The 23200-nt window shown below is 70.5% G+C and carries 22 protein-coding genes; 6 read left to right on the top strand and 16 right to left on the bottom strand.

Annotated elements, in window-relative coordinates; genetic code table 11:
• Positions 1–50: 50 nt before the first annotated feature.
• From fabF to ACFT9I_RS03855, 5 genes are all read right to left on the bottom strand, one after another.
• The gene (gene fabF, locus ACFT9I_RS03875) at positions 51–1313 is read right to left on the bottom strand and encodes a beta-ketoacyl-ACP synthase II (RefSeq protein WP_382560228.1); all 1263 of its coding nucleotides are present in this window, start codon (positions 1311–1313) and stop codon (positions 51–53) included.
• Between the two features lie 79 nt (positions 1314–1392).
• Positions 1393–1641, bottom strand: a complete 249-nt coding sequence (locus ACFT9I_RS03870) for an acyl carrier protein (RefSeq protein ID WP_078077492.1) — start codon at positions 1639–1641, stop codon at positions 1393–1395.
• Positions 1642–1713: 72 nt separating this feature from the next.
• Positions 1714–2715 (bottom strand): ketoacyl-ACP synthase III, encoded by a 1002-nt coding sequence (locus tag ACFT9I_RS03865; RefSeq protein ID WP_382560225.1) that lies wholly within the window; start codon positions 2713–2715, stop codon positions 1714–1716.
• Positions 2716–2730: 15 nt separating this feature from the next.
• Positions 2731–3657: an ACP S-malonyltransferase gene (locus ACFT9I_RS03860; protein ID WP_382560224.1), complete on the bottom strand. Its 927-nt coding sequence runs from the start codon at positions 3655–3657 to the stop codon at positions 2731–2733.
• A gap of 89 nt (positions 3658–3746) precedes the next feature.
• Positions 3747–4928 (bottom strand): PucR family transcriptional regulator, encoded by a 1182-nt coding sequence (locus ACFT9I_RS03855; RefSeq protein WP_382560221.1) that lies wholly within the window; start codon positions 4926–4928, stop codon positions 3747–3749.
• A 61-nt stretch (positions 4929–4989) separates the two neighbouring features.
• On the opposite strand from ACFT9I_RS03855, the gene ACFT9I_RS03850 reads away from it, so the two are divergent.
• Complete coding sequence (locus ACFT9I_RS03850) at positions 4990–5661, top strand: pirin family protein (RefSeq protein ID WP_382560275.1); 672 nt, start codon at positions 4990–4992, stop codon at positions 5659–5661.
• Here ACFT9I_RS03850 and ACFT9I_RS03845 read toward each other — a convergent pair.
• The gene (locus ACFT9I_RS03845) at positions 5658–6473 is read right to left on the bottom strand and encodes a serine hydrolase domain-containing protein (RefSeq protein ID WP_382560218.1); all 816 of its coding nucleotides are present in this window, start codon (positions 6471–6473) and stop codon (positions 5658–5660) included. The genes ACFT9I_RS03850 and ACFT9I_RS03845 overlap by 4 nt on opposite strands.
• Positions 6474–6585: 112 nt before the next feature.
• Between ACFT9I_RS03845 and ACFT9I_RS03840 the strand changes: the two genes are divergently transcribed.
• Positions 6586–7062, top strand: coding sequence for a MerR family transcriptional regulator (locus ACFT9I_RS03840; protein WP_382560215.1), 477 nt, complete (start codon positions 6586–6588; stop codon positions 7060–7062).
• The gene (locus tag ACFT9I_RS03835) at positions 7062–8078 is read left to right on the top strand and encodes an aldo/keto reductase (RefSeq protein WP_382560212.1); all 1017 of its coding nucleotides are present in this window, start codon (positions 7062–7064) and stop codon (positions 8076–8078) included. Before ACFT9I_RS03840 ends, ACFT9I_RS03835 begins: the two co-directional genes overlap by 1 nt.
• Before the next feature lie 17 nt (positions 8079–8095).
• Here the strand turns inward: ACFT9I_RS03835 and ACFT9I_RS03830 are convergent, their stop codons facing one another.
• The 8 genes from ACFT9I_RS03830 to ACFT9I_RS03795 all read right to left on the bottom strand — a co-directional run bounded on the left by ACFT9I_RS03830 (position 8096) and on the right by ACFT9I_RS03795 (position 16309).
• A complete protein-coding gene (locus tag ACFT9I_RS03830) occupies positions 8096–8236 on the bottom strand; it encodes a hypothetical protein (protein ID WP_382560210.1) in 141 nt (46 codons plus the stop codon).
• Between the two features lie 79 nt (positions 8237–8315).
• Positions 8316–9473, bottom strand: coding sequence for an acyltransferase (locus tag ACFT9I_RS03825; RefSeq protein WP_382560207.1), 1158 nt, complete (start codon positions 9471–9473; stop codon positions 8316–8318).
• Positions 9470–10507: an alpha/beta hydrolase gene (locus ACFT9I_RS03820; protein WP_382560206.1), complete on the bottom strand. Its 1038-nt coding sequence runs from the start codon at positions 10505–10507 to the stop codon at positions 9470–9472. The genes ACFT9I_RS03825 and ACFT9I_RS03820 overlap by 4 nt, the downstream gene beginning before the upstream one ends.
• Positions 10508–11132: 625 nt before the next feature.
• Positions 11133–11807, bottom strand: a complete 675-nt coding sequence (locus ACFT9I_RS03815) for a response regulator (RefSeq protein ID WP_382560204.1) — start codon at positions 11805–11807, stop codon at positions 11133–11135.
• On the bottom strand, positions 11804–13126 hold the full coding sequence (locus tag ACFT9I_RS03810) for a sensor histidine kinase (protein WP_382560201.1): 1323 nt from the start codon (positions 13124–13126) through the stop codon (positions 11804–11806). The genes ACFT9I_RS03815 and ACFT9I_RS03810 overlap by 4 nt, the downstream gene beginning before the upstream one ends.
• 85 nt (positions 13127–13211) lie before the next feature.
• On the bottom strand, positions 13212–14108 hold the full coding sequence (locus tag ACFT9I_RS03805) for a DUF4429 domain-containing protein (RefSeq protein ID WP_382560199.1): 897 nt from the start codon (positions 14106–14108) through the stop codon (positions 13212–13214).
• A 64-nt stretch (positions 14109–14172) separates the two neighbouring features.
• Positions 14173–15384, bottom strand: coding sequence for an alpha/beta hydrolase (locus ACFT9I_RS03800; RefSeq protein WP_382560198.1), 1212 nt, complete (start codon positions 15382–15384; stop codon positions 14173–14175).
• Positions 15385–15616: 232 nt separating this feature from the next.
• Positions 15617–16309 carry a TetR family transcriptional regulator gene (locus ACFT9I_RS03795; protein WP_382560196.1) on the bottom strand — a complete coding sequence of 231 codons (693 nt, stop codon included), beginning with the start codon at positions 16307–16309 and terminating at the stop codon, positions 15617–15619.
• A 257-nt stretch (positions 16310–16566) separates the two neighbouring features.
• Between ACFT9I_RS03795 and ACFT9I_RS03790 the strand changes: the two genes are divergently transcribed.
• The 3 genes from ACFT9I_RS03790 (at position 16567) to ACFT9I_RS03780 (ending at position 19000) form a co-directional block, all read left to right on the top strand.
• Positions 16567–18060 carry an MFS transporter gene (locus tag ACFT9I_RS03790; protein ID WP_382560272.1) on the top strand — a complete coding sequence of 498 codons (1494 nt, stop codon included), beginning with the start codon at positions 16567–16569 and terminating at the stop codon, positions 18058–18060.
• 223 nt (positions 18061–18283) lie between these two features.
• Entirely contained in the window at positions 18284–18670 is a 387-nt protein-coding gene (locus ACFT9I_RS03785) for a peptidase inhibitor family I36 protein (RefSeq protein WP_382560193.1), read from the top strand.
• Positions 18671–18805: 135 nt separating this feature from the next.
• Complete coding sequence (locus ACFT9I_RS03780) at positions 18806–19000, top strand: hypothetical protein (protein ID WP_382560190.1); 195 nt, start codon at positions 18806–18808, stop codon at positions 18998–19000.
• A gap of 40 nt (positions 19001–19040) precedes the next feature.
• On the opposite strand, the gene ACFT9I_RS03775 is transcribed toward ACFT9I_RS03780, so the two are convergent.
• A complete protein-coding gene (locus tag ACFT9I_RS03775; RefSeq protein WP_382560189.1) occupies positions 19041–19823 on the bottom strand; it encodes a potassium channel family protein in 783 nt (260 codons plus the stop codon).
• A 122-nt stretch (positions 19824–19945) separates the two neighbouring features.
• Complete coding sequence (aceE, locus tag ACFT9I_RS03770) at positions 19946–22690, bottom strand: pyruvate dehydrogenase (acetyl-transferring), homodimeric type (protein WP_382560186.1); 2745 nt, start codon at positions 22688–22690, stop codon at positions 19946–19948.
• Positions 22691–23200: the final 510 nt, after the last annotated feature.

Below are 23200 nucleotides of genomic sequence, written 5' to 3'. Positions count from 1 at the left end.
GGACGGGAGCCGGGCCTCCGGCACGTACGCGTACGACGCGTACGGGTGGATCAGACCGAGCGGAGCGCCAGCACCACGTTGTGGCCGCCGAAGCCGAACGAGTTGTTGATCGCCGAGATCGTGCCCCCGGGCAGCACCCGCGGCTCACCGCGCACGACGTCCGCGTCGACCTCCTCGTCCAGGTTGTCGAGGTTGATCGTCGGCGGGGCCAGCCGGTGGTACAGCGCGAGCACCGTCGCCACCGTCTCGATGCCGCCGGCGCCGCCCAGCAGATGGCCGGTCATCGACTTCGTACCGGAGACCGCGACATGGTCGAGATCCTCGCCCAGGACCCGGCGCAGCGCCTTGATCTCCGCGATGTCGCCCTGCGGCGTCGAGGTGGCGTGCGCGTTCAGGTGCACGACCTCCGACGGCTTCATGCCGGTGTTGTCGAGCAGGTTCTGCATGGCCGCGGCCACGCCGCGGCCGCTGGGCTCCGGCTGCGCGATGTGGTGGCTGTCGGCGGACAGGCCCTGGCCCAGCACCTCGCAGTAGACGCGCGCGCCCCGCGCGGCCGCGTGCTCGGCGGACTCCAGGATCACGACACCCGCGCCCTCGCCGAGGACGAAGCCGTCACGGGCCTTGTCGTACGGGCGGGACGCCTTCTCGGGCTCGTCGTTGTTCTTCGACATCGCCATCATGTTGGCGAACGCGGCGACCGGCAGCGGGTGGATCGCCGCCTCCGTGCCGCCCGCCACCACGACGTCGGCGCGGCCGGTGCGGATCATCTCCACGGCGTAGCCGATCGCCTCGGCGCCCGACGCGCACGCGGACACCGGGGTGTGCACGCCCGCCTGGGCGTTCACCTCCAGACCGACGTTGGCGGAGGGGCCGTTGGGCATCAGCATGGGCACGGTGTGCGGGGAGACGCGGCGTGCGCCCTTCTCCTTCAGCATGTCGTACTGGTCGAGCAGGGTGGTCACGCCGCCGATGCCGGAGGCGATGACCGTGCCGAGCCGTTCGGGGGCGATCGCCTCGTCCTCGCCGGCCTTGGCCTTGTAGCCCGCGTCGGCCCATGCCTCGCGGGCCGCGATCAGCGCGAACTGTGCCGAGCGGTCCAGCTTGCGGGCGAGCGGACGGGGCAGCACATCGCCCGGATCCACCGCGGCGAGCGCGGCGATCCGGACCGGCAGGTCGGCGAACCGCTCACCTTCGAGGGGCTTGACGCCGGAGCGGCCGGCGAGCAGGCCCTCCCAGGTCGATGCGCTGTCGCCACCCAGCGGTGTGGTTGCGCCGATACCGGTGACGACCACGGTGCGATTGGTCGGGCTCACTGGAATTCTTTCTCCACGTGTAGAGGGTGCGGAATTTTTACGGCGCCACCACCGGGTGGCGTCAGCCGCTCGACCTGGATCAGGCCTGGTGCTTCGCGATGTAGTCGGCGGCGTCGCCGACGGTCTTCAGGTTCTTGACGTCGTCGTCCGGGATCTTCACGTCGAAGCGCTCCTCGGCGGCGACGACGACCTCGACCATGGACAGCGAGTCGACGTCCAGGTCGTCGGTGAAGGACTTGTCCAGCTGGACGTCCTCGACCGGGATACCGGCGATCTCGTTCACGATCTCGGCGAGACCGGTGACGATCTCTTCCTGAGTGGCGGCCATGTGGGCGCTCCTTCGATATTCCGCGTGAGCAGAGGGATTTGTACGAGCACGGTCCGGAAAGCTCCGGTGTGCCTAGGGGAGGGTAACGACCGTAGCGGCGTACACGAGACCCGCCCCGAAGCCGATGACGAGCGCGGTGTCGCCGCTCTTCGCCTGACCGGTCGCCAGAAGCCGCTCCATCGCGAGCGGGATCGAGGCGGCCGAGGTGTTTCCGGTGGTCTCCACGTCACGGGCGACCGTGACGTGTTCGGGCAGCTTCAGAGTCTTCACCATCGAGTCGATGATCCGCATGTTGGCCTGGTGCGGAATGAAGACGTCCAGGTCCGCCGAGGTGATCCCGGCCGCGTCGAGAGCCTGTTGGGCGATCTTCGCCATCTCGAAGACGGCCCAGCGGAACACCGCCTGGCCCTCCTGTGTGAGGGCGGGGAACTTCTCGACCTTCTTGTCGCGGTAGTCGTCCCACGGCACGGTCTGCATGATCGTGTTGGACTTGTCACCCTCGGAACCCCAGACCGTGGGGCCGATCTGCGGCTCGTCCGACGGGCCGACGACGACCGCGCCCGCTCCGTCGCCGAACAGGAAGGCCGTGGCACGGTCTTCGAGGTCGGTGAGGTCCGACAGCCGCTCCACCCCGATGACCAGGACGTACTCCGCCGAGCCTTCGACGACCATGCCCTTGGCGAGCGTCAGCCCGTAACCGAAGCCGGCGCAGCCCGCCGAGATGTCGAACGCGGCGGGCCTGCCCGCGCCGATCTTGTCGGCGATCTCCGTCGCGATGGCCGGCGTCTGCTTGAAGTGCGAGACGGTCGACACGATCACGCCGCCGATCTGCTCGGGCGTGATCCCGGCGTCGGCGATGGCCTTGCCGGACGCCTCGATCGACATCATCGCCACGGTCTCCTCGTCCGAGGCCCAGTGACGGGTCGCGATACCGGAGCGCGAGCGGATCCACTCGTCGGACGAGTCGATCGTCTCCAGGATCACCTCGTTGGGCACCACGCGCGTCGGACGGTAGCCGCCGACACCCATGATGCGGGCGTACGGCGCGCCCTGGCTGGGCCTGATCTTCGCCATGCTCTCTCGGGCTCCTTAGGAAGCGTGCTCTGCGACGATCTCGCGAGCCGCGTCGAGGTCGGCGGGGGTCTTGAGTGCCAGGGTCCGTACTCCGGGCAGGGCGCGCTTGGCGATGCCGGTCAGTGTGCCACCGGGGCACAGTTCGATCAGCGCCGTCACACCCTGCGCCGTGAATGTCTCCATGCACAGGTCCCAGCGGACCGGGTTGGCGACCTGGCCGACCAGACGCGCGACGACCTCGGCCCCCGTGGCCACAGTCTGCCCGTCCTTGTTGGACACGTACGGCAGGGCCGGGTCGGACACGTCGAGCTTTCCGGCCGCGTCCGCCAGCACCGCCACCGCCGGAGCCATGTGCTCGGTGTGGAAGGCGCCGGCGACCTTGAGCGGCACCACGCGGCGTACGCCCTCGGGCTTGTCCTCCGTCAGCGCGGTGATCTGCTCCAGCGTGCCCGCGGCCACGATCTGGCCGGCCCCGTTCACGTTCGCCGGGGTCAGACCGAGCTTCTCCAGATGCGGCAGGGTCACCTCGGGGTCGCCCCCGAGCAGCGCCGCCATGCCGGTCGGTGTGAGGGCCGCCGCCTCGGCCATGGCCAGACCGCGCGTACGGACGAAGCCCAGCGCGGCCTCCTCGCTCAGCACACCCGCGTACACGGCGGCGGTGATCTCGCCGACGCTGTGCCCCGCGACCGCGCCCACACCGCTGTCACTCAGCAGCCCGCGCAGCGCGTCGGCGGACAGCAGCCCGGCTGCGACGAGCAGCGGCTGGGCCACCGCGGTGTCACGGATCTCGTCCGCGTCGGCCTTCGTGCCGTAGTGGACCAGATCGAGGTCGATGGCGGCCGACCACGCCCGCAGCCGGTCTTCGGCACCGGGAAGGTCGAGCCAGGGAGTCAGGAAGCCGGGCGTCTGAGCGCCTTGGCCGGGAGCGACGAGTACGAGCACCCTCTTACTCTCTCGTGCGGACGGCCTCCGCCGCCCGTGGGGACAAGGACGAAGAACCGTCGGGGGAATTGTTGAAGTCCCACAAAAGGTTACGAAGGCGATTCCCCGTCTGCCAGCCTTCCCAAGATCAAAGCGATCCGCAGAGTGAAAGCGGAACGGACGTCCGAAGGTGACCATCCGGTGACGTCGGTCACACGTCGAAGCCGGTAGCGCACGGTGTTGGGGTGCACGAACAGCATCCGGGCGGCACCTTCGAGACTGCTCGCCTGCTCCAGATACACACTCAGAGTTTCCAGCAGCGCCGAGCCCGCTTCTTCAAGCGGTCTGTAGATCTCCTCCACCAGTTGCTCACGCGCGGCCGGATCCGACGCGATCGCCCGCTCCGGCAGCAGATCGTCGGAGAGTACGGGACGCGGCGCGTCCTGCCACGCCGAACACGCCTTCAGACCGGCCGCCGCCGCCTGTGCCGACCGCGTGGCCGCCAGCAGGTCGGGCACCACCGGCCCCGCCACCACCGGCCCCGCCGCGTACGGTCCGATCAGCGCCTTCGCGACCTGGAGCGGATTGTCGCTGCCGCCCGCGATGACGACCAGCCGGTTGCCGAGCACCCCCGTCAGGACCTGGAGCTTGGCGTGCCGCGCGGCCCGGCGGATCGCCTCCACCGTCAGCTCGCTGTCCCCGTCCGGCGCGGTGCCCAGCAGCACACACACATGCTCGGGCGAGTTCCAGCCCAGCGCCGACGCGCGCGACACCGCGCCCTCGTCGGCCTCGCCGGAGAGCACCGCGTTCACCACCAGCGACTCCAGCCGCGCGTCCCAGGCACCCCGGGCCTCGGCGGCCTGCGCGTACACCTGGGCCGTCGCGAAGGCGATCTCCCGCGCGTACACGAGCAGCGCCTCACGCAGCACCGACACATCACCGGGCGCCGCGACCTCCTCGATCGCCGACTCCATGACCTCGATGGTGGTCCGCACCATCTCGACGGTCTGGCGCAGCGTGATGGCCCGCGTCAACTCGCGCGGAGCCGTGCCGAACACGTCGGTGGAGATGGCCTGCGGGGTCTCGGGGTGCCGGAACCACTCGGTGAAGGCCGCGATCCCGGCCTGGGCCACCAGACCGATCCACGAACGGTTCTCCGGCGGCATCGCGCGGTACCACGGCAGCTTCTCGTCCATGCGGGCGATCGCGTTCGCGGCCAGCCGGCCGGCGGACTTCTCCAGTCGGCGCAGGGTCGCGGGATGCGGGTGGGCTTCGTTCGCGGGTTCAGGCACGGGACAAGACTGCCTTATCGGGACGGGCGAGTGCCGGGCCGGGTCTACCGTGGGGACCGTGATTTCCGTTCGGTACGCCGACGACCGCTATCCCGGCGGTGACCCGTCCGCCGGGATCGAGTCCTTCCACGCCTTCTCCTTCGGGCAGTTCTACGAACCCGACAACCTCCGGTTCGGCGCGGTGATCGCCTGCAACGAGGAACGGCTGGCGCCCGGCGCCGGCTTCGACGAACACCCGCACAGCCACACCGAGATCGTCACCTGGGTCGTCGAGGGGGAACTCACCCACCGCGACTCCGCCGGGAACGCCACGCTGGTACGCCCCGGCGACGTCCAGCGGCTCGGCGCGGGCGGCGGCGTACGGCACGTGGAGCGCAACGACGGGCCGGGGCCGCTGGTCTTCGTCCAGATGTGGCTGGCGCCGCTCACGCCCGGCGGCGACCCCCGCTACGAGATCGTGCACGGCATCGCCGACTCCACGCCGTACGCCCTCCCCGAGGCGGGCGCGATGCTGCACGTACGCCGGCTCCAGGAGGGGGAGCGGGCCGCGATCCCCGACGCCGTGTACGCGTATCTGCACGTCGTGCGGGGCCTGGTGGTCCTGGCGGGCGTGGAGCTGGGCCCCGGCGACTCGGCGCGCATCACGGACTCCGACGGCCTCGAACTGACCGCGGAGGCCCCGTCCGAGGCCCTGATCTGGCAGCTGGGCCCCGATCCCCGGGACCGGGCCTAGCCGCGCAGCTCCGCCAGCACAGCGTCCGTGAACGGCGGCCACGCCTCGACCGCCCACGGGCCGAAGTCCCGGTCGGTGAGCGCGACACACGCGGCGCCCGCGTCCGGGTCGACCCACAGGAACGTACCGGACTGGCCGAAGTGGCCGAACGTCCGCGGCGACGACGAACCGCCCGTCCAGTGCGGTGACTTGGAGTCGCGGATCTCGAAGCCCAGACCCCAGTCGTTGGGCTTCTGATGCCCGTAGCCCGGCAGGATCCCCGACAGCCCCGGGTGGACCACCGTCATCGCGTCGAGCACCGTACGGGGGTCGAGCAGCCGCGGCGCCTGAAGTTCCGCCGCGAAACGGACGAGGTCGTCCACCGTCGAGACACCGTCCCTGGCGGGCGAGCCGTCCAGGGTGGTCGACACCATGCCCAGCGGTTCGAGGACCGCCTGGCGCAGATACTCCGGGAACGGGATGTCCGTGGCCTTCGCGATGTGCTCCCCGAGCGCCTCGAACCCCGCGTTCGAGTACAGCCGCCGGGTGCCGGGCGGGGCCGTCACCCGGTGCTCGTCGTAGGCCAGACCGCTGGTGTGCGAGAGGAGATGGCGGACCGTCGAGCCCTCGGGCCCGGCCGGTTCGTCCAGCTCGACCGCCCCCTCCTCGTACGCCACGAGCGCCGCGTACGCGGCGAGCGGCTTGGTCACGGACGCCAGCGGGAAACGGTGCGACGTCGGGCCGTGCGACCCTGCCACCGTGCCGTCCGCCCGTACGACGGCTGCGGCGGCCGTCGGAACCGGCCAGTTCTCGATCATCGCCAGGCTCTGCATGGCCCCGAGCGTAGACGGACCCGCCCCGGCCCCTCACCCCGGGACGCCCCGAGCAAAATCGCCCCCCGTTTCGCTTGCTTCGAGTGCACTCCAAGGTTCTACGTTTGAAGGCATGACGCTGATCGAGAGCACCCCCGTCCGGACGGCGACCGAGGACATCTGCGTAACGGCCCCACCGACGCATCCCCGCCCCGAGGGCGAGGACCACTACACGATCAGCGAAGTGGTCACCTTCACCGGCCTCACCGCGCACACCCTGCGCTGGTACGAGCGCATCGGACTCATGCCGCACGTCGACCGGTCCCACACCGGGCAGCGACGCTTCACCAACCGCGACCTCGACTGGCTCACCTTCGTCGGCAAACTGCGTCTCACCGGCATGCCGGTCGCCGACATGGTCCGCTACGCCGAGCTGGTGCGGGAGGGTGAGCACACCTTCGAACAGCGGCAGGAGCTGCTGGAGCAGACCCGGCGCGACGTACGCAGCCGGATCGCCGAGCTGCAGGACACCCTCGCCGTACTCGACTTCAAGATCGACTTCTACGCCGGCGCGCACGGTGCGCACCGTGCGTCGGAAAGGGCCTCATGATGAGCACCACCCAGCAGATCACCACAGTGACGCTCGGCGCCACCGGACCCACGGTCGGCGTCCAGGGCTTCGGCGCCATGGGCATCAGCGAGTTCTACGGCGACACCGACGAGACGGCCGCCCGCGACACCCTCGAAGCGACCCTCGAAGCCGGCGTCACCCTCATCGACACCGCCGACTCCTACGGTCACGGGGCCAACGAGACGTTCCTCGCGCCGTTCGTCGCCGCACACCGCGACGAGATCACCCTCGCCACCAAGTTCGGCATCGAACGCAGCGACGACCCGGCGTACCGGGGCATCCGCAACGACCCCGCGTACATCAGGAAGGCCGTCGAGGGCTCCCTGCGGCGCCTGGACGTCGACGTCATCGACCTCTACTACATGCACCGCCACGACCCCGCTGTGCCGTTCGCCGAGTCCATCGGGGTGATGGCCGAACTCGTCGCCGAGGGCAAGGTCAAACACCTCGGCCTCAGCGAGGTCACCGGCGCGGAACTGCGCGAGGCGCACTCCCTGCACCCCATCACCGCGCTCCAGTCCGAATGGTCGCTGTTCTCCCGCGACGTCGAGACGAGCGCCGTGGGCGCCGCCGCCGAACTGGGCGTCGCCCTCGTGCCGTACTCCCCGCTCGGACGCGGCTTCCTGACCGGCTCGTTCACCCAGGCGGACAAGGAACTGGGGGGCGCCGACATCCGGCTCACCCAGCCCCGCTTCAACGGCGACAACGCGGCCAGGAACGCCGCGCTCCTCGAACCCGTCCGCGCCGTCGCCGCCGCACACGGCGCGACCGCCGGGCAGATCGCGCTGGCCTGGGTGCAGCAGCGGGCCCAGGTGCACGGCCTGACCGTCGTACCGATCCCCGGCACCCGCAAGCGCACACGCCTCATGGAGAACTCCGCCGCCACCCGCATCACCCTCACCCCCGAGGAACTGGCGCTCCTGGAGCCGATCGCCGGGCAGGTCTCGGGCGACCGCTACCCGGACATGTCGTTCACGGCCGCCGGGCGCGAATAGCCCCACGCCGTGGTGTCTCACGACGCCAGCGCGTACACCGCGAAGCCCGCCGCGAGCAGCCCCGCCGCTGCCCGGCGGGCCTTAGGGCCTGTCGTGTGGATCTTGCCGGGCTCGCGGTCCCTGGCACGCACGCCCGCCGCGTTGTCGTCGGTCGGCATGGCTCCGCCATGCCTCCCTCCTCCGCCTTGCGATCGCACGCACCAACGAGACATCAGCCGCTGCGCGGCGGGCGCTCCCTCATCCGGCCTGATCCACACGACAGGCCCTCGCCGTCCGCGTGCCCGACTGCCACGGCGCCTCGAAAACCCGCGCGTACCGGGCGATCACCACCAGCAGCACCGCGAACAACGGCATCCACAGCACCCGGCCGAGAATCCAGCCGACCGAGTCCGGCGCCGTCGTCAGCCCCGGCACCGCCCCCAGATACGACCCCGGCACCGCCGCCGCCAGCATTGCCGTCTGGTGCCAGCACAGGATCGTCATCGCCGACAGATTGATCACCACGACCGGCGCCCACAGCGCGGGCCTGCGCAGCACCCGCGCGATCCGGTCCCGCAACAGGATCGCCGCACCGCTCTGCACGGCGGCGAGCGCCAGCACCAGCAGCGACGGCGGATGCGAATTGGTCCGCGCCTCACCGGGCACCCCCACCATCGACGCCGGGTAGTGGAAGACCACCAGCAGTACGGCGAACAGCACCCCGCCGCCCACCAGCAGCACCCGCGCGCCCCGCCGGCCGATCCTGCCCTCGCCCCACGACACACCGAGCTGATACGCGAACAGCCAGCCCGGCAGGATGTTCACCACGCTCAGCCACCCGGGCATCGCCTCGCCCCACGGGCCGTACCGCAGCACGTCCACGACGGCCACCACCCCCAGCAACGGCGCGGCGGCCCACGCGCCGAGGCGCCGCGCCGCCCGCACGCAGTACGGCGTCAACGCCGTCACCAGGACGTACACCCCCACGAACCACAGCGGCTGCACCACCAGCGTCGAGCCCGTACGCAACGTCGTCCCCGGCACACCGGCCGCGTACAGCACCGGAATCAGCACCGCCCACACCGCCGTCACACCCAGCACGGGCCGCCCCAGCCGGGCGACGCGCTGCCGGAGCCACGCCCCCGTGGAACCCTGCCTCCGCCGGTACGACAGCACCGACGCGTACCCGCCGACCAGGAAGAAGATGCCCAGCATCTGCAGCACCCAGCTCACCGGCGCGAGGAATCCGAACGTGCCCAGCGGGCTCGCGTTGCGCAACGCCCCCTCGTCCAGGGTGAATCCACCCAGCAGCCAGTGCCCCGTCGGCACCGCGAGCAGGGCCAGCGCGCGCAGACCGTCGATCGCGCGGTCCCGGGACGCGGGCGTCCGCGCCTCGATCTTCTCGACGAGCCTCATCGCACGTCACCATCCGTACCACCCGTGGCGATCGCGGCGAAGGCGCGCAGCGAGTCCGTGCCGGGGGCGAAGTAGCCGGTGTGCCCGTGCGCGGTCCGCGCGGGGACCCGGCGCGCCCCGAAGTCCTTCCCCGCCGGGTCCGCGCCATGGCCCAGGCCCAGGAACTCGACGTTCGGCACCTTGGAGATCCAGTCCGACGGGTCCTTCGCGGCCCACACTCTCGCGTCCGTGCGCAGGGCGCCCACGCTGTCGGCGCGCATGCCGGGGGAGCCGAGGACCACGATGTCGCGCGCCGCCACCTCGCTCGCGGCGAGCCCGCAGACGACGGAGCCGTAGCTGTGGCAGAACAGCGCCGGCGCCGCGACGCCGACGGCGGTCAGCCCCCCGGTGAACCGGGCCAGCCGCGCCGCCCCCGCCTCGGCCAGCTCCCCGGTCGCGGCGTCCAGCCCCACACCGACGGGCGTCGTGTAACCGGCCCACGCCACCACGGCGGTACGGCCGTGCGTCGCGGTCCGCAACGACGTGGCCATCCCGGCGGGGGTGCCGTAGGGGTCCTTCGACCGGTCGTACGTCCTCGCGTCGATGTCCGAACCCGGTACCACGACGGACACATGACGGGCCGTCAGCAGATCCCCGTACACCTCGGCGACGGTGCCGCGGCCCCTCGGGTCGAAGGCGATGATCTGCCGATCGCCCGTCGCGAGGCGTTGATAGCGGGGGTCCTTGGCGATGGCCAACCTGTTGGCCCGGTAACGGAGTTGCACGGGGGCGCCGTCGAGGTTGCCCACGACGCCGGAGTGCCGTTCGGCCAGCTCCCGCTGCCGCTCGGCGCTCAACGTACGGAAGAACGCGGCGACTTGGGTGGGTGTCGCGCTCTCCGGGTCGGGCAGTGACCCGTCGTGCCGCCAGGCCGCGGTGCCGGGCGGCGGTCCGCCGACCGGCCGCTGCCCACTGCCTGCGGCCCATCCGGCGGTGCCGGACACCAGGGTGGCCATCAGCGCGGCGGCGACCAAGGTCCTTCTGTAGCGGCGCATTTCGCGTCTCCCTCGTCGTGGCCACGGGGTGTGGCGGGAGGAAGGTAGGAAGACGACGGGTGGCGTGGCGTCACACCGGGGGGCCGGGTCGCGCGTGCTACTTGGGTAGGGGGTGGGTCGGTTCTTGGCCGCCGTTGCCGCGCGTGCGGGCCGGTGGTGGGGTTGTCCTCAAGCGCCGGACGGGCTGGGTGGTTGCGGCCGGTGTCCGGGTGCCGCTCCGGGGTCATGCCCGGACGGCATGACTTACGCCGCGTGCAACGCTCATTGGACCCGACGACCCAACCTGTCCACGCGGCACAAGTCAGCCTGAGTGTCCGACCACGACCCCTGCGCGTCCCCCTTCCAACCCGCGGCGGAAGTGGGGCTTGAACAGCCCGCGGTGCCGGCGTGAGGGGGGCGGGGCCGCAGGAGGGGTGTGTCCGGACACTCAGGCTGATTTGTGGCGCGTGAGCAACCCGGCTCCCTCGGGTCCAACGAGCCCTGCACGCGCCGTAAATCATGCCGTCCGGACATATCCCTCCGGAGGCACCGAACCCCGACCACGACCGACCACCGCAACTCACCCAGCCCGTCCGGCGCTTGAGGACAACGACCACCGCCCCGCACGCGCGAACCCCGCAACCGCTCAACCGCCAGGGGCAACCAGCCCGGACTCGTACGCGAAAATCACCGCCTGCGCCCTGTCCCGCAGCCCCAACTTCGCCAGCACCCGCCCGATATGCGTCTTCACCGTCTGTTCCGCGAGGATCAGGTGATCCGCGATCTCCCGGTTCGACAGTCCCCGCGCGATCAGCTCCAGGACCTCCGTCTCGCGCGGCGTCAGCCCCTTCAGCCGCAGCGAGGGGTCCTTGCGCGGGGCCGGCCGCTGCTGGGCGAAGTCCGCGATCAGGCGGCGCGTCACGGACGGCGCCAGCAGCGCCTCGCCCGCAGCGACCACGCGGACCGCCGAGATCAGGTCCGCCGGCGGCGCGTCCTTGAGGAGGAACCCGGAGGCGCCCGCGCGCAGCGCCTCGTACACGTAGTCGTCCACGTCGAACGTCGTCAGCATCAGCACCTTCGGCCGGTGCACCACCCCCACCGGCGGATCCAGCAGCGCCCGCGCCGCCGCCAGGCCGTCCATCTCCGGCATCCGGACGTCCATCAGGACGACGTCGGGGTGGGTGCTACGGCTCACCTCGATGCCCTGGCGCCCGTCCGGCGCCTCGCCGACCACGTCGATGTCGGCCTGCGCCGACAGCAGCGCGGCGAACCCCGCCCGCACCATGGCCTGGTCGTCGACGATGATCACGCGGATGGTCAAGACGGGTCCTTCGCGGTCGGGTCGAGGAGGGTGGCCGCCAGCGGCAGCCTCGCGGCGACCCGGAACCCGCCGTCCGGCAGTGGTCCGGTGTCCAGCGTGCCGCCGGTCAACCGTACGCGTTCGCGCATACCGATCAGCCCGTGACCGGTGCCGGAGCTCTCCAGCGGTGAGGTGCGGGCGGTCGCGGGGCCGTTGACGACCAGGACGGTCAGCCAGTCCGCGGTCCCGGTCACCGAGACGCGGGTCGGTGCGTCGGGCGCGTGCCGTACGACGTTGGACAGGGCCTCCTGGATGATGCGGTACGCGGAGAGGTCCACGGACGGCGGGACGGGGCCGAGGTCCGCCGCGAGGGACAGCTCCGCGGGGACCCCGGCCCGTACGGTCGCCTCGACGAGTTGCTGGACCCGGTCGAGCCCCGGCTGCGGTGTCCGCTCGCTCGTCGAGCCGTCGCTGCGCAGCACCGCCAGCAGCCGCCGCATCTCGGTCAGCGACTCCCGCGCGCCGGCGGCGATCGTGGAGAATTCCTCGCGCGCCGCGTCGGGCAGCCCGTCGATCCGGTACGGCGCCGAGTCGGCCTGCACCGTGATCACGGACATGTGGTGGGCGACGACGTCGTGCAACTCGCGTGCGATACGGGCCCGTTCCTCCAGCAGCGTGCGCTGCGCGCGTTCGACCTCGCTGATCGTCTCCTGCTCCACCAGCCTGCGCTGGGCGTCACCGCGCTCGCGCAGGGAGCCCGTGACGAGCAGGACGATGCCGGCGAGCACGAAGAGCAGGAGATGGACGCCGTCGCTGTGTTCCTGGGAGACCAGCTCGAAGACCAGCCCCGCCGCCCCGGTCGTGAGCCAGACGGCGAGGAGGGTGCGGCGCGGCTCGCGCAGCCCCAGGCAGACCATCAGCAGCAGGTAGCCGACGACGACCGTGGGCGTCCACGGCCAGGACCGGCCGTCGAGGTCGTTCGCCGTGGTCAGGAGCAGTACCGCGCCGGCGATGTCGGCGGTGAGGACGATCCACCACGCCTGGAGCGGCCGGGTCACGGCGAGCAGCAGCGGCGCGGCCTGCGCGGTGGCGAGCGCGCCCGCCCAGCCGCCTTCCAGTCCGTAGTCCTGGACGAGCACGGTCACCGTGCTGGGCAGCAGCGCGACGGCGAAGCCGAAGGCGATGACGTACGGGGCGAAGCGCTGCCACCGCTTGGACGCGTGGGCCAGGAGCGGTTCGGTGGACACGGCCGGGGTGCGCAGGGCGCTGCCGAGCGAGCGCAGCGACTCGCGGGCACGGCCGGCGCGCGGCGCGGGGGGAGGTGGTTCTTCGGTACTCATGGCCGGTCCAGCGTATGCAGCGCGCGTACCGGCGGCGTCATACCCAGGAGCCACCACCGGCCTCATACCCCAGTAGGGGATCAGGTCACAGCTCGGCGAGCAGCTCCGCCTTCTTCGCGCTGAACTCGTCGTCCGTCACCAGCCCCGCCTCGTGCAGGTCCCCGAGATGCCGGATCCGTTCGGCGATGTCGGCGGGGTCGGGGCGGGCCGCCGCCAGTACCGGCACCGGGACGGAACCGGGCCCGGCGGACGCGGCGGGGCCGGCGCCCGAGGTCCGTACGGCGGCCAGCACCGCCGCCGCGAACGGCAGCGATTCGTGGACCGGCCCGTAGCCGAGGCCGAAGACGACCGCCGCCGGGTCGTGGTCGGCCTGGGTGGGCTGCTGCCGGCCGCCGCGGCGCAGCAGCCGCAGGTAGCCGTCGAAGACCTCGGGGGAGCGCCACTCGACCCCGCACAGCTCCGAGACGTCGAGCCGCTGGTCGCCCGCCTTCCACTTCGCGGACGACGCGCCGGTCCAGAACCAGCGGAAGGCCACCTTGGACCCGTCGAAGGACGCCTTGCCGTCGTACGCCTTGAAGTTCAGGGGCGCCGGGGGAGCGGCCACCAGGAAGCGGTCGGCGGGTTCCTTCTCGTCCTGCGGCGCGGTCGCGGCGAGGGCGGCGCGCAACTCGTCCGCGTAGTACTCCGCGAGCGTCTCGCGCTCCGCGGGCAGTACCAGCCGGTACGGATCGCCGGATTCCTTGAGCTGGCCCGCCGCCGCTTCCATCAACGGGTCGGCGCCCGGTCTGGGTACGGCGTGCAGCACCACTGTCCCGCGCTTGCCCGGCGAGAGCGTCACCGCCGCCAACGCCTCGTGCGGTACGCGCCGTTCGCGCAGTGCCTGGAAGAGCTTTGGCGTGCGTATCCCCCGTTCGAAGCGGATGAGCACGGAGTCGCTTTCGAACTCCCAGGTGGCATGAATTCCGGCCAGCACATCACCCATGTGCCTCATCGTATGCGGCGAATGCCCACACGTCGCCACCTCGGCCCGCCAAGTTCTACGCGCGTCAGATCACTTCGTCGCCGGAGATTCCGCTCCGGCAGGCGTCACCGGTGTCCGCACAACTGGTGTTCCGGTACGAACCGACCCCGATGTCCGCGAAGTTCTCCAGGCTCTCCGTGCCCGGCTCGAAATAGCCGCCGTGGCCGACCGCGCCCCGCGCGGACAGCACCCGCGCGCCGAAGTCCGGCGTCACGGGATCGGCGCCGTGGCCGAGTCCGCCGACCTCCAGATAGGGCAGGATCTGGATCCAGTCGTCCTGGTCCCGCATCGCCCAGACGCGGGCGTGGGTGTCCAGCTGTCCCGCCGACTCGACCCGCATGCCGGGGCTGCCCGCGACCGCCACGTCCGTGACACGGGCGGGCAGTCGGCGCGCGGCGATGCCGCACACCACGGAGCCGTAGCTGTGACAGATCAGCGAGACCCGGGAGTCGCCGGGCAGCGCGGCGGTGAGCGCGTTGAGCCGTACGGCGCCGTCCGAGGCCAACTTGCCGATCGCCGCGTCCATGCCGATACCGGAGGGCGCGGTGTAGTCGGCCCACGCGATGACGGCGGTACGGGTACCGGGCGCGGCGGCCCGCTCCGCGTCGTACAGCGACTCGGCCATGCCGGCCGGCGCGGTGTAGTGGCGTTCGGTCCGCTCGAACGTCAGCAGGTTCGTGTCGACGCCCGGGACGACCACCGATACGCGCTCGGCGCCGCCGAGATCGCCGAAGACCTCGGCGGCGCGGCCGTTGCCGGTCGGGTCGAAGGCGAGGAGGTGGCGTCCGGCGCCGGCCAGCGACTGGAAGCGGTGCATCCGCCGGGTCGCCTGGTGCCGGCCCTCGGCGGACAGCCTGTCGTCGTCCATCCGTTCGCGCTCGGCGTCACGTGCCTGGAGCACGGCCAGCCGGTTGGCCCGGTAGCGAAGCGTCAGGGGCGCGCCGTTGAGATTGCCCACCACGAGGGGGTAGCTGTCGGCGAGCCGGACCCGCTGCGCGGCGCTGAGTGAGGCGAAGAACGCGGCCAGCCGTCCCGGTGACGCCCCGGGGTCCGGCAGGTGGCGGACGCCGACGCGGCCCTTCTCCCAGGCCGAGAGCGCTCTTTCGCGCGCCGTGCCCTGCTCGCCGTGCTGCTGGAGCGCGGTCCAGCCGCCACTCGCCAGCATCACGAAGACCACAGCGAGTGCCAGCAGGGTGCGCCACGCGGTGAGGGACGGGGAGGAGTCGAGGGAAGTCACTGCCCGACACACTAGGAGACGTGACCAGGCGCTCGACACGAGCGTGAGCCAGATCACCCCCTGTCGAGGGGCGAACTGGCGTTTGTTCACGCTCTGTCGGGGTAGCGCGCACGGATCGGAGCGCCCATGTGGCGTGCGTAACAGGGCGTTAGGGGTGAATCGCCTCGCGGGGAGGGGCGCCGAGTGCCTTTGGCAGCCCTCGGTGAATGGTGCAACTGACGGTCATAACAGGTCAAATCGCCCGTCCGGTCTCGGTTGCCGGCGGCTGTTCCCGGGCGCTCCAGTCGCCCGCGAGCGTGGGCACCAGCTCGCCCAGATACGACGCCGTCAGTTCGAGCAGCCCGTCCACACCGGTCTCCTGCCCCTGCCCCCACAGCCGTCCCGTCACCCGCATCACCCCGGAGAACGCGGCGACGGCCACCCGCGGCCGCGGATCCGCCTCCACGTCGAGCCCCTCGCGCTCCGCGATCACCCGCGCGACCTCCTCCTCCATCTCGGTGGCGCGCCGCAGATGCGCGGCCAGCAACGAGGGGGTGGATTCGATCATCCGGTAGGTGCGCAGATGCAGTTCGACCGGGATCAGGGCCTCGATCGCCTCGTTGATACGGCCCCAGGAACCCAGCACCGCGTGATGCATCGCCTCGAACGGGGTCTCGTGGGACGGGCGTTGACGCAGCTCCGCCAGGAAGCGCGACTCCACCATGTGCTGGACGGTGAAGGCCGCCTCCTCCTTGCTGGCGAAGTAGCGGAAGAAGGTGCGCTGGGAGACCTCGACGGCGTCGGCGATCTCGTCGACGGTCGTCTCCTCGTACCCCCGCGTCGTGAACAGATCGAGAGCCGCCCGCAACAGGGCGTCCCGCGTACGCCGCTTCTTCAGCTCGCGCAGTCCGGCCGGATGCCGTGCCGCCCGCTGCCCGTCCACCACTCGCCGGTCCTCTTTCCTGTCACTTCCGGTCCACTTCGTACGTCCACGTCGGCCCGAAATGAGATGTGAGCCACATGACAGTTACAGACAGGTGAAATGGTTTGTCAACTGTCAGAGGCTGTCATTAGCCTCGGTTCATGACTAGTCAGACCACCGTGAAATCGGCGCCGAGAGACCCGCAGGACGCGGATCCGGGAGCCACCAAGGGCCTGCGCGGCCACCCCTGGCTGACCCTCTTCTCCGTCGCCATCGGCGTGATGATGGTCGCACTCGACGGCACGATCGTCGCGATCGCCAACCCGGTGATCAAGGAAGACCTCGGCGCGACCTTCGCCCAGGTCCAGTGGATAACCAACGGCTACCTTCTCGCCCTCGCCGTGGCACTCATCACCGCGGGCAAGCTCGGAGACCGTTTCGGCCACCGCCAGACCTTCCTGATCGGCATCGCGGGCTTCGCCGCGGCCTCCGCCATCATCGGCTTCTCCGACAGCGTGGCGTTCGTCGTCGCCTTCCGCGTACTCCAGGGCGTCTTCGGCGCCCTGCTGATGCCCGCCGCCCTCGGTCTGCTGCGCGCCACCTTCCCCGCCGAGAAGCTGAACATGGCCATCGGTATCTGGGGCATGGTCATCGGCGCCTCCACCGCGGGCGGCCCGATCGTCGGTGGTCTGCTCGTCGAACACGTCAGCTGGCAGTCGGTGTTCTTCATCAACGTGCCCGTCGGCATCGTCGCCCTGATCCTCGGCCTGGTGATCCTCAAGGACCACCGCGCGGCGAACGCGCCCAAGTCCTTCGACATCGTCGGGATCCTGCTGCTCTCGGCCGCGATGTTCTCCCTGATCTGGGCGATCATCAAGGCGGGCGAGTCCTGGGGCTGGACCTCGGGCGGCACCTGGGGATTCCTCGGCGCCGCCGTCCTGTGCTTCGTCCTGTTCGCCGTCTGGGAGACGAAGGTCAAGGAACCCCTCGTACCGCTGAGCATGTTCCGGTCCGTCCCGCTCAGCGCCGGCGCCATCCTGATGGTGCTGATGGCCTTCGCCTTCATGGGCGGCCTCTTCTTCGTGACGTTCTACCTCCAGGGCGTCCATGGCATGAGCCCCGTCGACAGCGGTCTGCACCTGCTGCCGCTGACCGCCATGATGATCGTCGCCTCGCCCGTCGCGGGCATGCTGATCACCAGGTTCGGACCACGGGTCCCGCTGGTCGGCGGCATGGTCGCCACGGCCGTCGCCATGTTCGGCATGTCCACCCTGTCGTCCGGGTCCGGCACGTTCGTGATGTCGGTCTGGTTCGCGCTGCTCGGCATGGGCCTGGCGCCGGTCATGGTCGGCGCCACCGAGGTCATCGTCGGCAACGCGCCGCTGGAACTCTCCGGCGTCGCGGGCGGTCTCCAGCAGGCCGCGATGCAGGTCGGTGGCGCGCTCGGTACGGCGGTGCTCGGCGCCGTCATGTCCGCCAAGGTCAGCTCCGACCTCGCGGGCAACTGGGAGGACGCCGGCATCCCGATGCCGCTGGACCCGTCCCTGGAACAGGCGGCGGAGATCGGTGTCGCCCCGCCCGAACTGGCGAAGGCGCCCGGCGTGACGCCGGACATCTTCGACAAAATTGCCGGGGTCATGCAGGACACCTTCGTGTCCGGGATGAGCCTGGCGTTCCTGGTCGCGGGTGCGGTCGCCGTGGTCGCGGCCTTCGTCGCCACCCGCACCAAGCGCGGCGACAACGCGGACGCGGCCGGGGGCGGCGTCCACATCTGACGCGACCGGTGACCGGCGCCCGGCGCCCGGCGTCAACACGGTGCGATTATGCGCGACGGCCCCGCCCGGACATCCCGGCGGGGCCGTCGCCTGTTCGGGTGGAGTCAGGCAAGATCCTCTTCCCGTGGAGCGGGCCGCCGGGTCAGAGTGCGGACAACTGATCAGCACCACACGGGGGTTCACCATCATGCGTACAAGCACGCCTACAACCACGCGCACAGCCATGCGTACGACCACACCTGTCACCCTGCTCACCGCGGCCACCCTCGCCGCCGCCACGGCCCTGCTGCCGGCCGCGACCCCGACCGCCGCGGCCGTCGCCGTCCCGCGCGACGCGTGCGGGCCCGGCGAACTCTGTCTGTGGGGGAAACCGGATTTCCGGGGAGCCCGGCAGACACACGAACTGTTCCGCACCGAGATCCAGAACTGCGTCCCCCTGCCGCCCGGCACCGACGCCCAGTCCCTGGTCAACCGCATCGGACGGCCCGTGACCACGTACCAGTCGCACGAGTGCGAGGAGACGGGCGAGTTCGAGACGTACCCCGGCGACGGCACCTGGGTGCCCCAGTCGCCCTACCGCGTCCGCGCCTTCAAGGTCTGGGAGCGCTGAGCGGGGGTACCCGAGGTTTCAGACAGCCCACATCCACCGACACAGGGAGTGATGATGACGGGCTTCGGAAACACCCGGACACGCAAGCACCCTCGTTCACGCGGCCGGATGGGGTCGCGGAACGGGACGGACCGCGTGACCATCGGAATAGTCGGTCTGGTCTTCGCCGTCGCGGGACTGTTCGTACTGTCGATCGTCCTCGGCCCACTGGCCATCGTGCTCGGCTGGCTGGGCATGGGCCGGCGGTGGAGCACCGCGTACGTTCCGGCGGTGATCGCCTTCGCGCTCGGTATCGTCGACACCGTACTGGCGCTCATGTGGCTGCTCTGACGGGCCACTTCGGTACCCACCACAGGAACGGACAGCGCGATCAGACCGGTGTGCGGCCGGCTGTCGTACCGTCGCTCTCCCGCGCTTGACCGGGCAGGGCGGCCCCCGACAGCCGGCCCACCTCTGTGCGCAGCGCCCGCACCTCCTCCGTCAGCAGCTCGATCGCGGCCGTCTGACGCTTCTCGCCCGCGCTCTCCTGCTCGAAGCGCGAGATGAACCAGGTCGCGATGTTCGCCGTGATCAGCCCGAGCAGCGCGATCCCGCTCAGCATCAGACCGATGGCGAGCAGCCGCCCGAGCCCGGTCGTCGGCGAAAGATCCCCGTACCCCACCGTGGTCATCGTCGTGAACGACCACCACACCGCGTCACCCAGCGTCTTGATGTTCCCCTCGGGGGAGTCGCGTTCGACCTCCAGGACGGCCAGCGAACCGAACATCATCAGACCGGCGACCGACCCCACCACATACGTCGTGAGCCTGATCTGGCTCGCGATCCTCGCCCGCTGCCCGACCAGCAGCAGCGTCGCGACGACCCGCAGCAGCCGCAGCGGCGCCACCATCGGCAGCAGTACGGCGAGCAGATCCAGCGGATGACGGCGTACGAACTGCCAACGGGCGCGCGCCAGCACGAGCCGCACCGTGTAGTCCGTCGCGAACAGACCCCACACCACCCACTCGACGACCGCGCAGGCGCGGGTGACGGTGCCGTGCGCGCCGGGCATGACGATGGGCAGGGCGTACGCGACGCCGAAGAGCAGCGCGAACGCCAGCAACGGCCGCTGCGTGCGGCGCTCCCAGCGGACGCGCGCGGGTATTTCCTTCATGGCCGGAAAGAGTAGGGAACGCGACGACGGGCCGGAACCGCGACACCCCCACCGCCGCTACGAGCGGTGGCCGGCCCCGTACCCACGGGACCGGCCACCAGCCGCGTACTGCTCACCACTTGTTACGCGTCGCCGCCCTCAGGGCCCGGGTCCGCCGCCGTCACGTCCAGCAGCTGGTAGCGGTCCACCGCCTGCTTCAGCACCGAGCGGTCCACCTTGCCCTCCCGGGCCAGCTCCGTGAGCACCCCGAGAGCGATCGACTCCGCGTCGATGTGGAAGAACCGGCGGGCCGCGCCACGCGTGTCCGCGAAGCCGAAACCGTCCGCGCCCAGCGACTGGTACGTCCCCGGCACCCAGCGCGAGATCTGGTCGGGCACGGCCCGCATCCAGTCCGAGACCGCGACGAACGGGCCCTCGGCGTCGGAGAGTTTGCTCGTCACGTACGGCACGCGCTGCTCCTCCTCCGGGTGGAGCAGATTGTGCCGCTCCACGTCGACCGCCTCACGGCGCAGCTCGTTCCACGACGTCGCCGACCAGACGTCCGCGCGCACGTCCCACTGCTCGGCGAGGAGCCGCTGCGCCTCGACGGCCCACGGCACGGCCACGCCGGACGCCAGGATCTGCGCCGGGATCGAGCCGCTCTCGCCCCGCTTGAAGCGGTGGATGCCCTTGAGGATGCCCTCGACGTCCACGTTCTCGGGCTCGGCCGGGTGCTGGATCGGCTCGTTGTAGACCGTCAGGTAGTAGAAGACGTTCGGGTCCTCACCCGGGTGCGGCTGCCCGTACATCCGGCGCAGCCCGTCCTCCATGATGTGCGCGATCTCGAAGCCGAACGCCGGGTCGTAAGAGACACAGCCCGGGTTCGTCGAGGCGAGCAACTGCGAGTGCCCGTCCGCGTGCTGAAGACCCTCACCGGTCAGAGTCGTACGACCCGCGGTCGCGCCCAGAACGAAACCGCGCGCCAACTGGTCGGCCATCTGCCAGAACTGGTCGCCGGTCCGCTGGAAACCGAACATCGAGTAGAAGACGTACACCGGGATCAGCGGCTCGCCGTGCGTCGCGTACGCGGAGCCCGCGGCGATCAGCGACGCCGTACAGCCCGCCTCCGAGATGCCGTCGTGCAGCATCTGGCCGGTCGGCGACTCCTTGTAGGCCAGGAGCAGTTCCCGGTCGACCGACTCGTACTGCTGGCCCAGCGGGTTGTAGATCTTCGCGCTCGGGAAGAACGCGTCCATGCCGAACGTGCGGTACTCGTCCGGCGCGATCAGCACGAAACGCTTGCCGATCTCCTTGTCCCGCATGAGGTCCTTCAGCACCCGCACGAACGCCATGGTCGTGGCGATCGACTGCTGACCCGACCCCTTCTTCGCCGCCGCGTACGTCTTGTCGCCGGGCAGCGTCAGCGCCTTCGACCGCACCACACGGGTCGGCACATAACCGTCCAGGCTCTTGCGGCGGTCGTGCATGTACTGGATCTCTTCCGAGTCCTTGCCCGGGTGGTAGTACGGCGGCTGCCCGTCCTCCAGCTGCTTGTCCGTGATCGGCAGATGCAGCCGGTCACGGAAGCCCTTCAGGTCGGCGACCGTCAGCTTCTTCATCTGGTGGGTCGCGTTGCGGCCCTCGAAGTTCGGACCCAGCGTCCAGCCCTTCACGGTCTGCGCGAGGATCACCGTCGGCTGACCCTTGTGCGCCTTCGCCGCCGCGTACGCCGCGTACACCTTCTTGTGGTCGTGGCCGCCGCGCCCCAGATGCAGGATCTGCTCGTCCGACATGCCCTCGACCATGGCGCGCAGCCGCTGGTCGTCACCGAAGAAGTGCTCACGGATGTACGCGCCGGTCTCCGTCGCGTACGTCTGGAACTGACCGTCCGGCGTGGTGTTCAGCCGGTTCACCAGCACACCGTCGCGGTCCTGCGCCAGCAGCGGGTCCCAGGAACGGTCCCAGACCAGCTTGATGACATTCCAGCCGGCCCCGCGGAACTGCGACTCCAGCTCCTGGATGATCTTGCCGTTGCCGCGCACCGGGCCGTCGAGCCGCTGCAGATTGCAGTTGACGACGAAGGTGAGATTGTCCAGATTCTCACGGGCCGCGATCGACAGCTGACCCAGCGACTCCGGCTCGTCCATCTCGCCGTCGCCCAGATACGCCCACACATGCGACCGGGAGGTGTCGGCGATGCCACGCGCCTCCATGTAGCGGTTCATCCGCGCCTGGTAGATCGCACCGAGCGGACCGAGGCCCATCGAGACGGTCGGGAACTCCCAGAAGTCCGGCATCAGCCGCGGATGCGGATAGCTGGACAGCCCGTCCGGGGCCTTCGACTTCTCCTGGCGGAACGCGTCGAGCTGCGCCTCGCTGAGCCGGTCCAGCAGGAAGGCGCGGGCGTAGATGCCCGGGGACGCGTGCCCCTGGAAGAAGATCTGGTCGCCGCCGTCACCGCCGTCCTTGCCCCGGAAGAAGTGGTTGAAGCCCACGTCGTACAGGGAGGCGGAGGACGCGAAGGTGGCGATATGACCGCCGACGCCGATCCCGGGGCGCTGCGCGCGGGAGACCATCACCGCGGCGTTCCAGCGGGTCGCGTTGAGGACCTTCCGCTCGATCTCCTCGTTGCCGGGGAAGAACGGCTCGTCCTTGGTGGCGATCGTGTTGACGTAGTCGGTGCTGCGCATCTCGGGCACCGCCACGCGCTTCTCGCGTGCGCGCTCGATCAGCCGGAGCATGAGGTAGCGGGCGCGCTCACGCCCCCGTTCGTCGACGGCGGCATCGAGCGAGTCGAGCCACTCCTGGGTCTCCTCGGGATCAAAGTCCGGGACCTGGCTGGGAAGGCCGCCAATGATGATCGGGTTGCGATCGGATCCGGAAGCCACACTTTTCCTTCGCTGTTCGGGTCGTGTCGCGCCTCGCGTCCGGGCCGGGCCGGCCGTCCGACCGGTCACGTCATCACGCTGGGCACGCCTGTGGGTCCTGCGAGTACATCTGCTGTCGGGTGGAGCTTGCCTCTTCTGCCGCCAAGGAACAGTTCTGCCGCCAGGGAACAGGCACGGGGAGCGGGCCGTACGGCGTATCCATCGTGTACCGCGGCGACGGAAACGTCACCTCTACCGAGGGGTAACCCTCACACTGCGACGAATTCCGCGCGATCACTTCGCCCGCTTGGTCGTCCGCTTGGTCGTCCGCCGTGTTCCGGGTCCGGCCAAATCGCAATCTTACGCCCAAGGCGACTATGCGTTTCGTTCGGCCGTTCGGACCCGATTGGCGTACCGAAGCCGCGTAGGATGACAAACGGGGCGGAAACTCTCCACAGGCATCACGACCGGTGTTATCGGGGTGTCAGGAGATGCGACGAAGCGGCCGGAACGTACCCGTTTCGGCGGTCT

It is taken from the genome of Streptomyces sp. NPDC057137 (assembly GCF_042670825.1).
GTDB lineage: Bacteria > Actinomycetota > Actinomycetes > Streptomycetales > Streptomycetaceae > Streptomyces.
Note: the sequence above shows the minus strand (reverse complement) of the source record. Positions and strands in the feature narration are given on the sequence as shown.